Raw genomic sequence first — 14,258 nt, 5'->3', positions numbered from 1 at the left:
GACCCCGAGTGTAACCGAACAACTTTTGTGACACATAGGGTCTGATCATGACCAACAAGTATTTTACGGTCACTAAAGCGCGAACAGCTCCGCGGGCAGACTCATCAGGCACTCGCTGCCCGCCTCCACTGCCGCCCGGTGGGCTGCCGTGCGCGGTAGCAGGCGCTTGAAGTAGAACTCGCATGTCGCCAGCTTGCCTCGAGCGTAATCAGCATCACCGCTGCCGCTGTCCACCTGCTCCTGTGCCACCAGCGCCATGCGCAGCCACAGATAGGCGAGGATGATGTAGCCGCTGTACATGAGGTAATCCAGGGCCGCCGCGCCGACTTCATCCGGGTTCTTCATGGCGGCCATGCCGACCTTGACCGTCAGCTCGCCCCATTGCTGATTCAACTCGTTGAGCTGCGCCACATGGGCCTTGAGTTGCGGATGCTCGGCGTTTGCCGCGCAGAACTTGTGGACGATCTTCGTAAAGCCCCGCAGCAGCTTGCCCTGGCTGCCGAGCACCTTGCGCCCGAGCAAATCCAGTGCCTGGATGCCATTGGTGCCTTCATAGATCGGCGCAATCCGGCAGTCCCGCACCAACTGCTCCATGCCCCACTCACGAATGTAGCCATGGCCGCCGAACACTTGCATGCCATGGTTGGTCACCTCCAGCCCGGTTTCGGTCATGAAGGCTTTGCAGATCGGCGTAAGGAGGGCCAACAGGTCTTCAGCTTCCTGACGCTGACCTTCGTCGCCGCTCAAGTGCGCGGTATCGAGTAACTGCGCGCAGAAGTAGGTTAGCGCCCGGTTGCCTTCGTTGAAGGCTTTCATAGTCAGCAACATGCGCCGCACATCCGGGTGGACGATGATCGGGTCGGCGGCTTTTTCCGGAGCTTTGGCACCGGTCAGCGAACGCATCTGCAAGCGGTCGTTGGCGTACTTGATCGCGCCCTGGAAGCTCGCTTCACCCAGGCAAAGGCCCTGCATGCCGGTGCCCAACCGCGCATGGTTCATCATGGTGAACATGCAGTTCAGGCCCTTGTTCGCCTCACCGATCAGGAAGCCCCGGGCGCCATCGAAGTTCAGCACACAGGTGGCCGAAGCCTTAATGCCCATCTTGTGTTCGATCGAGCCGCACGCCATCGCATTACGTTCACCCGAATCAGCGTGGAACTTAGGCACGATAAACAGCGAAATGCCCTTGGTCCCGGCCGGCGCATCCGGCAGCTTGGCCAGCACCAGGTGGATGATGTTTTCACTCATGTCGTGCTCGCCGGCCGAGATGAAAATCTTGCTGCCGGTGACCGCGTAGCTGCCGTCTGCCTGAGGCACCGCGCGGGTCTTGATCAGCCCAAGGTCGGTGCCGCAATGGGCTTCGGTCAGGCACATGGTGCCCGTCCACTGGCCGGCGGTGAGTTTGCTCAGGTAGGTGTTTTTCTGTTCTTCAGTGCCATGGGCACGGATCGCCGACATCGCACCGTGGGTCAGGCCAGGGTACATGCCCCAGGACGTGTTGCTGGAGGAGATCATCTCCGCGAGCACCAGGCCCAGGGACATTGGCAAGCCCTGCCCACCGTAGGCCGGGTCTGCCGCCAAACCGTGCCAGCCGCCTTCCACGTACTGGGCGAAGGCTTCCTTGAAGCCCTTTGGCGTGGTCACCACGCCGTTGTCGAAATGGCAGCCCTCTTCGTCGCCGGAACGGTTCAACGGCGAGAGAACGTTTTCGCAGAACTTCGCGCCTTCTTCGAGGATCGCGCCGACCATGTCCGGGCTCGCGTCAGTTGCCCCCAGCGCCGCGTAGTGGCCGTGGAAGTCAAAAACGTGATCGATCAGAAAGCGCATGTCGCGCAGGGGAGCTTTATAGTCAGGCATGGCAATGTCTCCGGCAGCAGATGCCTCCAACCTACTGCCGCACGGCCCACCGGACAATCACAGTAGGGCCGCTGAATACACCACCATCACTCAACCGGCAGCGCTGTCCATGCGCACCGCGCCGCGGCGGGTCTGCCCCGAAGCGACCACGCAGTTACGCCCCGCGCCCTTGGCGTTGTACAGCGCCTGGTCGGCGGATTTGAGCACTTCTTCAGGGCTGCGCTGCTCGGCCTGGCGCTCAGCGACGCCGATGCTGACGGTCACCGACACGCTTGACGCACCACTGCCTGCACGACGTTGTCGGCCCTGTTGATCATCGTTGGGACGATCGGGGTTACGCAGCTTGATGTCGTAGTTGGCGATGATTTCGCGGATTTCCTCGAGGTGCGGCAGGCATTCATCCAGGGTCTTGCCGGCGAACACCACGGCAAACTCTTCACCGCCATACCGATAAGCCCGGCCGCCGCCGTTGACCTTGGACAGCTTGCTGGCCACCAGGCGCAGTACCTGGTCGCCAACATCGTGGCCATGGGTGTCGTTGAAGCGCTTGAAATGATCAACGTCGCCCATGGCCAGCACATAGTTGCGCCCCAGGCGCTGCATGCGTTCGTTGAGTGCGCGGCGGCCCGGCAGGCCGGTCAGTTCGTCACGGAAGGCCATTTGATAAGCCTCGTGGGCCACGCCGGCGGCAATCATCAGCATCACCTGGCTGCACATGATGTTCAGGGTGAACGGCAGGATGAAAGTCTGCGGCAACATCCAGAACAAACCTAGCAAACCCACCAGTTGCGCGGCGTGCAACGGTCTTGGCTGGTACCAGTACTGCGCGGCCAAGGTCACAAAGCCAATCAGGAACATCGGGTACGACAACTGGATCAGGCTCATCCAGCGGCCATGCAAGGCGGGCCAGCGAATCTCGGCCAACCAGCTCAACAGCGCCTGGGGGAAACTTTGCTCAAGGGCTAGCGCCACGCTGCCGATCGCAAGCAGCACCGCGCACCGCGCGACGAAGTCGCGAAACAGGTGGGTTTTTTCCTGCCAGACCGCATAGATGCCGAACAGCAGCGGCAACAACAGGCAACACAGATGGAAGACCACGGCCGCGTCCTCTCGAACACGGCCGTGGTCGCGGTAGTAATCGGTCTGGGTGTCCAGCAGGAAATAGACCACGTACACCGTGAGCATCAGGAACAGTTCGCGCTGGCGACGGTAAACCGCGCAGTACGAACCGCCTAGCAGCAGTACGAGGGTCGGCAGCACATTGAACAGTGAGGTGAAGAACACATTGAGGTCCTTCACGTACGCAGCCGAGAGCCCCGCCAGCAGCAACAGCAGTGAAGGTAAAAAATGACTGAAACGTAAAGCAGACACGCGTGGCAAGGGTAAAGCTCCGACCCACTAAAAAGATGGCACAGTGCCTTCACTGATCACAGTTAAGCACATTCGATGTGATGCGTATCACATTGCCATCACTTTAACGGCCGAGCGGCGCAATCCCTGAGTGCTGCGCTGTGGTTTTTTATTGAGTGGCATGGAGCGGGACGCAGAGCATCCCAGGCTGCAATCCCACACCGAGCATGGGAAAGATAAAAAAAGCCGCCGCTCCCGAGGGAAGCGGCGGCTTTTGAAATGAACCCGTCGAGGCTTAGTAGCCCAGGTCGAAGTTCTCTTCTTTCATGTCCATCAGGTTGTTGGCGCCCGACAGCATGGTTGCGACGTGGGTGCGGGTACGCGGCAGGATACGCTGGAAGTAGAAGCGCGCGGTCTGCAGCTTGGCGGTGTAGAAGCCTTCTTCGGTGGTGCCGGCAGCCAGTTTCTCAGCAGCCAGGCGGGCCATGTCGGCCCAGAAGTAGGCCAGGCAGGCGTAGCCGGAGTACATCAGGTAATCCACCGAAGCGGCACCAACTTCTTCGCGGTCTTTCATGGCCGCCATGCCGACCTTCATGGTCAACTCGCCCCACTCCTTGTTCAGTGCCGCCAGCGGTGCAACGAATTCTTGTACCGCTTCGTTGCCTTCGTTGGCCTGGCAGAACTTGTGGACGATCTTGGTGAAGCCCTTCAGCGCTTCGCCTTGGGTCATCAGCACTTTACGGCCCAGCAGGTCGAGGGCCTGGATACCGGTGGTGCCTTCGTACAGCATCGAAATGCGGCTGTCGCGAACGTTCTGCTCCATGCCCCACTCGGCGATGAAGCCGTGGCCGCCGTAGATTTGCACGCCGTGGTTGGCGGCTTCAAAACCGACTTCGGTCATGAACGCCTTGGCAATCGGGGTCATGAACGCCAGCAGTGCGTCAGCCTGTTTCTTGGCTTCGTCGTCGGTGCCGTACTTGACCACGTCAACCTGTTTGGCGGTGAAGTACACCATCGCGCGGTTGCCTTCGGCGAAGGCTTTCATGGTCAGCAGCATGCGGCGCACGTCAGGGTGCACGATGATCGGGTCGGCCGCCTTGTCCGGCGCTTTCGGGCCAGTCAGGGAGCGCATTTGCAGGCGGTCACGAGCGTATTTCAGGCCGCCCTGGAAGCCGATTTCAGCGTGGGACAGGCCTTGCAGCGCGGTACCCAGGCGAGCGGTGTTCATAAAGGTGAACATGCAGTTCAGGCCTTTGTTCGGCGGGCCGATCAGGAAACCAGTGGCCGCGTCGAAGTTCATCACGCAGGTGGCGTTACCGTGGATGCCCATCTTGTGTTCCAGGGAGCCACAGGACACCGCGTTGCGCTCGCCAATCGAACCCTCGGCGTTCGGTACGAACTTGGGAACGATGAACAGCGAAATGCCTTTGGTGCCAGCCGGTGCGTCCGGCAGGCGGGCCAGCACGATGTGGACGATGTTGTCGGCCATGTCGTGTTCGCCGGCCGAGATGAAGATCTTGGTGCCGGAAACCTTGTAGGAACCATCTGCCTGAGGCTCGGCCTTGGTGCGCAGCATGCCGAGGTCGGTGCCGCAGTGCGGCTCGGTCAGGCACATGGTGCCAGTCCACTCACCCGACACCAACTTGGTCAGGTAAGCCTCTTGCTGCTCGGGGGTGCCGTGCTCGGAAATGGTGTTCATCGCGCCGTGCGACAAGCCCGGGTACATGCCCCACGACCAGTTGGCTTCGCCGACCATTTCGCTGACTGCCAGGCCCAGGGACTCCGGCAGGCCTTGGCCACCGTGCGCCACGTCGTGGGCCAGGCTTGGCCAGCCGCCTTCGACGAATTGTTTGTAGGCTTCTTTGAAACCGGTAGGGGTCTTAACGCCTGACTCGCTCCAGGTGCAACCTTCGATGTCACCCACGCGGTTCAGCGGTGCCAGTACCTGCTCACAGAACTTGGCGCCTTCTTCGAGAATGGCGTCAACCATGTCCGGGGTAGCGTCCTGGCAAGCCGGCAGGCTCTGATAGTGCGCTTCATAGCCGAGCAGTTCGTCACGAACGAAGCGAATATCACGCAAGGGGGCCTTGTAGTCAGGCATAGCGATAAACCTCTGCTGATGTATCTGGGATGAACAACCGCGTGGATTGTTGTAGCGGTCAAACAGTTGTTTGAAACATACGTTTACGACCTATCCTTGTCAAGCGTCGTGCAAATGCCGTTTGTCATGACGCAGGTCAACGTCAGGCACGGCAAGGCCTGCAGCGAAATGCCGCATGGAGTTCCAAGGGTTTAGAAGGAATCGAGGGTGACGGGGATCAGGGTGGGAGCTGGCTTGCCTGCGATGCAGGCGCCACGGTGCTTCAGGAGGATTGGGGCGACATTATCGCAGGCAAGCCAGCTCCCACAGAGAACCTGGAGAGCGCAATATTCAAGCGTAGGTATCGATCAACGTGCCGAGCATTTCGTCGGAAGCCTTGGCCACTTTGGCGCCCAGTTCTACTTGGAACTTGCCTTGGGCCATCTCGACCATATTGCTTGCCGAGTTGCTTGCCTGATTGGCGTCTACCGAACGCAAACGATCATTTTGCGCGTCCGAAGGCTGGGTAGTAGCGGCGCTGGCGATCTTGCCGGCGGCCTGGTCGACACGGTTCTGCCCGGTCTGAATCGCGCTCAGCCCCGAGTAAAACGCACTGCTGCCAGAGATTTCCATGGCGTGAACCTGCCTGAAAGAGAATCGTGAAATCTTATTGAAGCAGACATACCGGCAAAAGGCCCGTTAAAAACACTAATGGCATAATGCCTTATTGATAGGCAAAACTAGTCAAGCAGGTCCAGTTGCAAGTACCCGGCGACCGCCTCGGCGCTGGGATGCTTGAGCTTGGGCACCCTTCCCAGGCATGGCGCGGGAAGTCGTTCAGCCAGGGTCGCGAGGTTTTCTTCCAGACGAGAGGTCTTCGGATCGATGATATTCGCTACCCAGCCCGCCAGCGGCAAACCGTCCCGGGCGATGGCTTCGGCGGTCAGCAACGCATGGCTGATGCAACCCAGCCGCACGCCCACTACCAGAATCACCGGCAGCTTCAATGCCTGGGCCAGGTCCGACAGATTGTCCTGATCCGCCAAGGGCACACGCCAACCGCCCGCGCCTTCAATCAAGGTGAAGTCTGCCTGTTTGGCCAGAATATGCTGCATGGGCTTCAACAACGACTGCACCGTCAGTGCCACACCGGCCTCGCGGGCTGCCAGATGCGGCGCGATGGCCGGCTCGAACGCCACCGGATTGACCTCGGCATAGGTCAAAGGCAGCGAGCATTCAGCCAGCAACGCCAAGGCATCCGAATTGCGCAGGCCCTTGGGCGTCAGTTGGCAGCCCGAGGCCACCGGCTTGCCCGCCGCAGTGCTTTTGCCGGCTTGCCGCGCGGCATGCAGCAGGCCGGCGGCGATGGTGGTCTTGCCGACGTCGGTGTCGGTCCCCGTGATGAAGTAAGCGGCATTCATAGAGGTTTCTCCAGGACGGCGTACACCACTTGATAAGTCGCCGGCAGGCCCTGGGCCTGGCGGAACTGCTCGTAGGCTTGCACCAGTGCAACAATCCGCGCCCGACCCGTCAAGCCTCCGGGGCGCCCCGGGTTCAGATTGTGCGCACCCAATGCTTTCAGTTCGTGGGTCAGGCTGCGCACGTCGGGGTAGTGCAGCACATGGGGACACTGCTCCAGGCTGCGCACCCGCAAGCCACTGGCTGCGCACAGTTGCTCATAAGCACTGAACGGCCGGAAGCGGTTCACGTGAACCATGCCATCCGCCGCGCGCCAGCTTTCGCGCAACTCATCCAGCGTACCCACGCACAGGCTGGCAAACGCCAGCACGCCGCCGGGCTGCAACACACGACGCGCTTCGCTGAGTACTGCGGCAAAATCCGAACACCACTGCACGGCAAGGCTCGAATAGATCAGCCCGCAACTGGAATCCTGCAACGGCAAACGCTCGGCATCCCCAGCGATAAAATGTTGCGCGCCGCCCAAGGGCCGGGCGTGGTTGAGCATGCCCTCGGCAATGTCCAGGGCCACACCCTGGCTATCCGGAAATGACTGGCCCAGCACACGACTGAAATAACCCGTACCGCAGCCCAGATCCAGCCAGCGTTGCGGCGAAATACCATCGGGCAAACGCCGCAGCAGCTCGCTGCCCACCGCACGCTGCAACTCGGCAACACTGTCGTAACTGGCGGCTGCGCGGGAAAAGGAGGCCGCTACCTGGCGCTTGTCTGGCAAGCCGCCGGGCAACACATGGGACAAATCAGTCATCACCGCACTCATGCAAAAAAGCCTGGATGGCCCCCGCTACACCGTGGGGGTCCTCCAGTAGAAAAGCGTGACCGGCCTGTTCAATCAGGCCGATTTCAACATCGGGCAACAACGTCAGCAGATCACTGGCCGCCTCGGCGGGCACCAGGCCGTCCATGCCGGCAAACAGGTGCAACTGCGGGCCGCGAAAGGCCAGCAACGCCTCACGTGTATCCATCTGAGCGAGTAACTCAAGGCCGGTCATCAGGACCGGAGAAGGCGTATTCGGCGCCCCGCTGACCAACAAGCGCGCCAACCCGCGAGGATCTTCCGCGCCCTTGGCGCACAACAAACCAAAGCGCTTGAGCGTGACTTGAGAATCGGCATTGCAACCCGCGAGAAACGCATCGAAGGTTTCGCCGGGCATTGCGCTCGGCCAGCCGTCATGGGCGACAAAACACGGGTTACTGGCCAGAGTCACCAGGCCGCAGCAACGATCACCGCGGCGCGCTGCAAGCTCCGAAGCCAACATCCCGCCGAGGGACCAGCCGCCCAGCCAAGCGTTGTCCGGCAGGCTGGCGTCCAGTTCGTCGAGCCATTCGTCGAGGTCACTTGAAGCCAGCACCGGCAACGGTTCGATCTGCACCTGCAAGTGTTCATCCAGCCCCTGCAACGCCGCCGCCAACGGTTCCAGCGGCGAAATGCCGAGCCCCCAGCCAGGCAGCAATATCAGTCGATCACGCATGGTCGGGCTCCTGGCCTAACAAGCGGAAACACTCTTCCAATGCGTTTAACAATAGCTGCACCTGGGCTTCACTGTGGGCCGCCGTCAGGGTTACCCGCAGACGGGCGCTACCGGCAGGCACGGTCGGTGGCCGGATCGCGGTCACCATCAGCCCGCGCTCACGCAGCATCTGCGACAAACGCATCGCACGGGCACTGTCGCCAATCATGATCGGCTGGATCGGCGTGAAACTGTCCATCAGCTCGAGGCCGATCTGCTCGGCGCCCTGGCGGAATTGGCGGATCAGCCCATTGAGATGCTCACGGCGCCAATGCTCGGTGCGCAGCAGTTCCAGGCTTTTCAGCGTGGCGCAGGCCAGTGCCGGCGGTTGGCTGGTGGTGTAGATATACGGGCGGGCGAACTGGATCAGGCTTTCGATCAGCTCTTCGCTGCCCGCCACAAACGCGCCGGCAGTACCGAAGGCCTTGCCGAGGGTGCCCACCAGCACCGGCACATCTTCCAGGCTCAAGCCAAAATGCTCGACGATCCCGCCACCGTTGGCGCCCAAAGGCCCGAAGCCATGGGCGTCATCCACCATCAGCCATGCGCCCTTGGCACGGACTTCACGGGCCAGCGCCGGCAGCTCGGCCAGGTCGCCGTCCATGCTGAACACGCCATCGGTGACCACCAGCGTATTGCCGGTGGCTTTCTCCAGGCGCTTGGCCAGGCTGACGGCGTCGTTGTGCAGATAACGGTTGAAGCGCGCGCCGGAGAGCAAACCGGCATCCAGCAATGAGGCATGGTTGAGACGGTCTTCCAGCACCGTATCGCCCTGCCCCACCAGCGCCGTGACGGCTCCGAGGTTGGCCATGTAACCGGTGGTGAACAACAGCGCTCGCGGGCGACCGGTCAGGTCTGCGAGGGCCTCTTCCAGTTCATGGTGCGGCGTGCTGTGACCAATCACCAGATGGGAAGCGCCGCCACCGACACCCCAACGCGCTGCGCCCGCGCGCCAGGCTTCAATCACTTGTGGGTGATTGGCCAGGCCCAGGTAATCGTTGTTGCAGAACGCCAGCAACGGCTGGCCATCGACCACCACTTCAGGGCCTTGCGGGCTCTGCAGCAGTGGACGTTGGCGGTACAGGTGTTCGGCACGACGAGCCGCAAGACGCGCGGCGAGATCGAAAGACATGCAGACCTCGGTAGATCAGGTTGAACGCGGTCAAAAATGTGGGAGCGGGCTTGCTCGCGAAAGCAGTGGATCAGTCAGCTTATGTATTGGCTGACACACCGCCTTCGCGAGCAAGCCCGCTCCCACATTTGGATGGCATTCCAAAGTGGACTTATCAAACAGCCGCGTTATAGAACTGCTCACTGCTCTTCTGCTCCACCAGCGCCTGCTCGATCGCCGCCTGGTGCACTTCATCGGAGTGCTCTTCGCGGGCTTCCGGCAAGATGCCCAGGCGCGAGAACAGTTGCATGTCCTTGTCCGCCTGCGGGTTGGCGGTGGTCAGCAGTTTGTCGCCGTAGAAAATCGAGTTGGCACCGGCAAAAAACGCCAGGGCCTGCATCTGCTCGTTCATCGCCTCACGCCCGGCCGACAGCCGCACATGGGACTGCGGCATCAGGATGCGCGCCACCGCCAGCATGCGGATGAAGTCGAACGGGTCGATGTCGTCGGCGTTTTCCAGCGGCGTGCCGGCGACTTTCACCAGCATGTTGATCGGCACCGATTCCGGATGCTCCGGCAGGTTGGCCAACTGGATCAAAAGGTTGGCGCGGTCGTCCAGCGACTCGCCCATGCCGAGGATGCCGCCCGAGCAGATCTTCATCCCCGAATCACGCACGTACGCCAGGGTTTGCAGGCGCTCACCGTAGGTACGAGTAGTGATGATTGAGCCGTAGAACTCCGGCGAGGTGTCGAGGTTGTGGTTGTAGTAGTCGAGGCCGGCCTGGGCCAGGGCTTCGGTCTGGTCCTGGTCGAGGCGGCCGAGGGTCATGCAGGTTTCCAGGCCCATGGCTTTCACGCCTTTGACCATTTCCAGCACGTAGGGCATGTCTTTGGCCGACGGATGCTTCCAGGCGGCGCCCATGCAGAAGCGGGTCGAACCGATGGCCTTGGCGCGGGCGGCCTCTTCGAGGACCTTCTGCACTTCCATCAGCTTCTCTTTTTCCAGGCCCGTGTTGTAGTGGCCCGACTGCGGACAATATTTGCAATCTTCCGGGCAGGCGCCGGTCTTGATCGACAGCAGCGTGGAAACCTGGACGCGGTTGGCGTCGAAATGCGCGCGGTGCACGGTCTGCGCCTGGAACAACAGGTCGTTGAAGGGCTGCACGAACAGCGCTTTGACTTCGGCTAAAGACCAATCGTGACGCAGGTTGGCAGTGATGCTGGCGCTCATGGGCGATTCCTTGATTATGCTTTGGCAAGCCCTGCGGGAAGTAATACCTACAGGCACGACACGGATGCTCAGCATATTTAAGGAAGATTCATGCACTGTCAACTTGAGAACAAACACGAGGTTTACATCTGGTTAAAAAACAACCAAGTCTGTTTGATCTGCGATGAAAGCAGTGAAACAGCCCATTCCATCTGCAACGCCTGCGAAACCGAACTGCCTTGGTTGATGGATCATTGCGAGGTGTGTGCGCTGCCGTTGCCCATGACAGGCCTGATATGCGGCCAATGCCTGAAGCGGCCACCGGCGTTTAAACAGGTGGTTGCACCCTGGACCTACAGCTTTCCCGTCGACAGCCTGATCAGCCGTTTCAAGCACCAGGCCCGATGGCCCCTCGGCCATTTGCTCGCGCACCTGCTGGGGCAGTTTCTGCAACACCGTTATGACGATGCCGAACTGACGCGCCCCGACTGCCTGCTGCCCGTGCCCTTGGCTCGCAAACGCCTGCGGGAACGGGGTTACAACCAGTCAGCCATGCTCGCGCGCTGGCTGAGCAAGGACCTGAATATCCCCTACGATGAGCACCTGCTGTTACGGCCTCATGAAACGGTGGCGCAACAGGACCTGGACGCCAAGACCCGCCAGCGCAACCTGCTCCAGGCCTTTGCCTTGGCGGACGGTGCGCAAATCAAAGGCCGGCACCTGGCGTTGATCGATGACGTACTGACTACCGGCGCCACCGCCAACAGCCTGGCCCGCCTATTGATGGACGCCGGCGCCCGACAGGTGGATGTGTATTGCCTGGCGCGAACGCCCAAGCCCGGCACATGACTTGACTCTCAAGCCCCCTGCCCGCAACGTCTGCCCATTCCATCGAAGCGTGTCCCCATGTCCCTGCCAACCCTCTTGAGCCAACACATCGTCCGTCGCCCCCAGCGCATTGCGCTGTTGCAACACATTGCCGAGCAGGGCTCCATCACCCGTGCGGCAAAGAGTGCCGGCCTGAGTTACAAGGCTGCCTGGGACGCCATCGACGAGCTGAACAACCTGGCGCAAAAGCCCCTGGTGGAACGCAGTGTCGGCGGCAAAGGCGGTGGCGGCGCCAAGCTGACGGCAGAGGGCGAACGGGTATTGCGCCTCTACCAGCGCTTGCAAGTGTTGCAAGCCCAGGTGCTGGATTCCGCCGAAGACGCCAGCGACTTCAACCTGCTGGGCCGCCTGATGCTGCGCACCAGCGCGCGCAACCAGTTGCATGGCAAGGTCATTGCCATCGACAGCCATGGCCGCAACGACCTGATTCGCCTGGAACTGGCCGGCGGGCTGAGCCTGGCTGCGCAGATCACCCACGACAGCACCTTGCATCTGGAGCTGGAGACCGGCACCGAAGTGGTGGCTCTGATCAAGGCCGGCTGGCTTGAAGTGCTGGCCGCCTCGCAGTCAGAAACACCTGGACACAATTGCCTGGAAGGAAAAATCGAGGCGATTCTCGACGCCGAAGACGGCCCCAGCGAGGTTCGTATCACTCTGCCCAATGGCCAGGTTTTATGTGCTCTGGCCCGGCCCGACGCGCTTGCGCAGATTAATGCCGCCAAAGGCATGCAGGTGAAGGTGCAGTTCTCCCCCAGCAACGTGCTGCTGGGCACCCCGGTGTAACGCTTCAAACTGCAACAATTTCGTCACGACCGCTCCCTAAGGTGTCTGCAAAAACCCGCAGGGAGCCTGAAATGAGCCTATTAGAAGAAAACCAAGCCACCGACCTGGAACAGATGGTCGGCCTCACCCGTCGGCGTTTTATCGGCGCCGGCGCCCTGTGCGGTGCCGCGATGTTTCTCGGCGGCAACCTGCTGACCCGCAGCGCCCTGGCGGTCAACGCCGCAGCAAACAGCCCACTACTGGGTTTCACCAGCATCGCCGCAGCCACCAGCGACACCATCACCCTGCCGCCCGGCTACAGCGCCTCGGTACTGATCAGCTGGGGCCAGCCGCTGCACAAGAATGCGCCGGCCTTCGACCCCAGCGGTAACGGCACCGCTAAGGCCCAGGAACAACAGTTCGGCGACAACAACGACGGCATGAGCCTGTTCGCCTTCCCCGGTGACGACAACCGCGCGCTGATGGCGATCAACAACGAATACACCAACTACCGCTACCTCTACGCCCACGGCGGCGCGCCGCAATCGGCTGAAGACGTGCGCAAGGCGCTGGCCAGCGAAGGCGTGTCGGTGATCGAAGTGCGGCGCAAAGGCGACACCTGGCAGTTCGTCCAGGACTCGCGCTACAACCGCCGCATCCACGGCAACTCGCCGATCCGCTTCGGTGGCCCGGCGGCGGGCCATGCCTGGCTGAAAACCAGCGCCGATAAAACCGGCAAGAAAGTCCTGGGCACCTTCCAGAACTGCGCCAACGGCAAGACCCCGTGGGGCACCTACCTGACCTGCGAAGAAAACTTCACCGACTGCTTCGGCAGCAGCAACCCGCAACAAACCTTCGACGCCGGGCAGAAACGCTACGGTGTGGTGGCCGCGAGCAAAGACATCAACTGGCACCCCCACGACCCGCGCTTCGACATGGCCAAGAACCCCAACGAACTCAATCGCCATGGCTGGGTGGTGGAAATCGACCCGTTCGACCCGCAATCCACACCGGTCAAACGCACCGCTCTGGGTCGCTTCAAGCACGAAAACGCCGCCCTGGCGGAAACCCGCGACGGCCGCGCCGTGGTGTACATGGGCGACGACGAACGCGGCGAGTTCATCTACAAGTTCATCAGCCGCGACAAGATCAATCACAAGAACCCCAAGGCCAACAAGGACCTGCTGGACCACGGCACCTTGTACGTGGCGATCTTCGACGCGGGCGACGGCAATGCCGACCATCCCAAGGGCCAGGGCCAATGGGTCGAACTGACCTACGGCAAGAATGGCATCGATGCCAACAGCGGTTTTGCCAGCCAGGCCGAAGTGCTGATCCACGCACGCCTCGCCGCCAGCGTGGTGAAAGCCACCCGCATGGACCGCCCGGAATGGATCGTGGTCAGCCCCACCGACGGCCAGGTGTATTGCACCCTGACCAACAACGCCAAGCGCGGCGAAGACGGCCAGCCGGTCGGCGGCCCGAACCCGCGGGAGAAAAACGTCTACGGGCAGATCCTGCGCTGGAAGGCCAACGCCAATGACCATGGCGCGCCGGATTTCAGCTGGGATTTGTTTGTGGTGGCCGGTAACCCGGCGCTGCATGCCGGGACGCCAAAGGGCGGCTCGTCCAACATCAACCCGCAGAACATGTTCAACAGCCCGGATGGGCTGGGTTTCGACAAGGCCGGGCGGTTGTGGATCCTGACCGATGGCGACTACAGCAACGGTGGCGACTTTGCCGGGATGGGTAACAACCAGATGCTGTGTGCCGACCCGTCGACCGGTGAGATTCGCCGGTTCATGGTGGGGCCGGTGGCCTGTGAAGTGACCGGAATCAGCTTCTCGCCGGACCAGAAAACCCTGTTTGTGGGGATTCAGCATCCGGGGGAAACCGGTGGTTCGACCTGGCCGGAGCACCTGCCGAATGGCAAGCCACGGTCGTCGGTGATGGCGATTCGTCGGGATGATGGCGGGATCGTCGGCGCCTGATAAGGCCTCTTCGCGAGCA

12 protein-coding genes are annotated in these 14,258 nt (G+C 61.5%); 3 read left to right on the top strand and 9 right to left on the bottom strand.

Features of this window, described 5'->3' with window-relative positions; translation table 11 throughout:
- Positions 1-72: 72 nt before the first annotated feature.
- From HBJ59_RS16845 to bioB, 9 genes are all read right to left on the bottom strand, one after another.
- Positions 73-1,857, bottom strand: a complete 1,785-nt coding sequence (locus HBJ59_RS16845; RefSeq protein ID WP_167664164.1) for an acyl-CoA dehydrogenase C-terminal domain-containing protein — start codon at positions 1,855-1,857, stop codon at positions 73-75.
- A 90-nt stretch (positions 1,858-1,947) separates the two neighbouring features.
- Entirely contained in the window at positions 1,948-3,237 is a 1,290-nt protein-coding gene (locus HBJ59_RS16840) for a diguanylate cyclase (protein WP_167664163.1), read from the bottom strand.
- Positions 3,238-3,502: 265 nt separating this feature from the next.
- Positions 3,503-5,308, bottom strand: coding sequence for a phenylacyl-CoA dehydrogenase (locus HBJ59_RS16835; RefSeq protein ID WP_167664162.1), 1,806 nt, complete (start codon positions 5,306-5,308; stop codon positions 3,503-3,505).
- 330 nt (positions 5,309-5,638) lie between these two features.
- The gene (locus HBJ59_RS16830) at positions 5,639-5,920 is read right to left on the bottom strand and encodes a hypothetical protein (RefSeq protein WP_010167428.1); all 282 of its coding nucleotides are present in this window, start codon (positions 5,918-5,920) and stop codon (positions 5,639-5,641) included.
- Positions 5,921-6,027: 107 nt separating this feature from the next.
- A complete protein-coding gene (gene bioD / locus HBJ59_RS16825) occupies positions 6,028-6,708 on the bottom strand; it encodes a dethiobiotin synthase (RefSeq protein WP_076017867.1) in 681 nt (226 codons plus the stop codon).
- A complete protein-coding gene (gene bioC, locus HBJ59_RS16820) occupies positions 6,705-7,514 on the bottom strand; it encodes a malonyl-ACP O-methyltransferase BioC (RefSeq protein WP_167664161.1) in 810 nt (269 codons plus the stop codon). Before bioC ends, bioD begins: the two co-directional genes overlap by 4 nt.
- A complete protein-coding gene (locus HBJ59_RS16815; RefSeq protein ID WP_076017865.1) occupies positions 7,507-8,238 on the bottom strand; it encodes an alpha/beta fold hydrolase in 732 nt (243 codons plus the stop codon). The genes bioC and HBJ59_RS16815 overlap by 8 nt, the downstream gene beginning before the upstream one ends.
- Entirely contained in the window at positions 8,231-9,409 is a 1,179-nt protein-coding gene (gene bioF, locus HBJ59_RS16810; RefSeq protein WP_167664160.1) for an 8-amino-7-oxononanoate synthase, read from the bottom strand. Before bioF ends, HBJ59_RS16815 begins: the two co-directional genes overlap by 8 nt.
- Positions 9,410-9,563: 154 nt before the next feature.
- Positions 9,564-10,619, bottom strand: coding sequence for a biotin synthase BioB (gene bioB, locus HBJ59_RS16805; protein ID WP_167664159.1), 1,056 nt, complete (start codon positions 10,617-10,619; stop codon positions 9,564-9,566).
- Positions 10,620-10,709: 90 nt separating this feature from the next.
- Between bioB and HBJ59_RS16800 the strand changes: the two genes are divergently transcribed.
- From HBJ59_RS16800 to HBJ59_RS16790, 3 genes are all read left to right on the top strand, one after another.
- Entirely contained in the window at positions 10,710-11,447 is a 738-nt protein-coding gene (locus HBJ59_RS16800; protein WP_167664158.1) for a ComF family protein, read from the top strand.
- Positions 11,448-11,504: 57 nt separating this feature from the next.
- Positions 11,505-12,269 carry a TOBE domain-containing protein gene (locus HBJ59_RS16795; RefSeq protein WP_167664157.1) on the top strand — a complete coding sequence of 255 codons (765 nt, stop codon included), beginning with the start codon at positions 11,505-11,507 and terminating at the stop codon, positions 12,267-12,269.
- A 71-nt stretch (positions 12,270-12,340) separates the two neighbouring features.
- A complete protein-coding gene (locus HBJ59_RS16790; RefSeq protein WP_076017860.1) occupies positions 12,341-14,239 on the top strand; it encodes a PhoX family phosphatase in 1,899 nt (632 codons plus the stop codon).
- The last annotated feature ends 19 nt before the right edge of the window (positions 14,240-14,258 follow it).

The sequence above is a fragment of the Pseudomonas sp. AN3A02 genome (assembly GCF_011765255.1).
Lineage (GTDB): Bacteria > Pseudomonadota > Gammaproteobacteria > Pseudomonadales > Pseudomonadaceae > Aquipseudomonas.
Note: the sequence above shows the minus strand (reverse complement) of the source record. Positions and strands in the feature narration are given on the sequence as shown.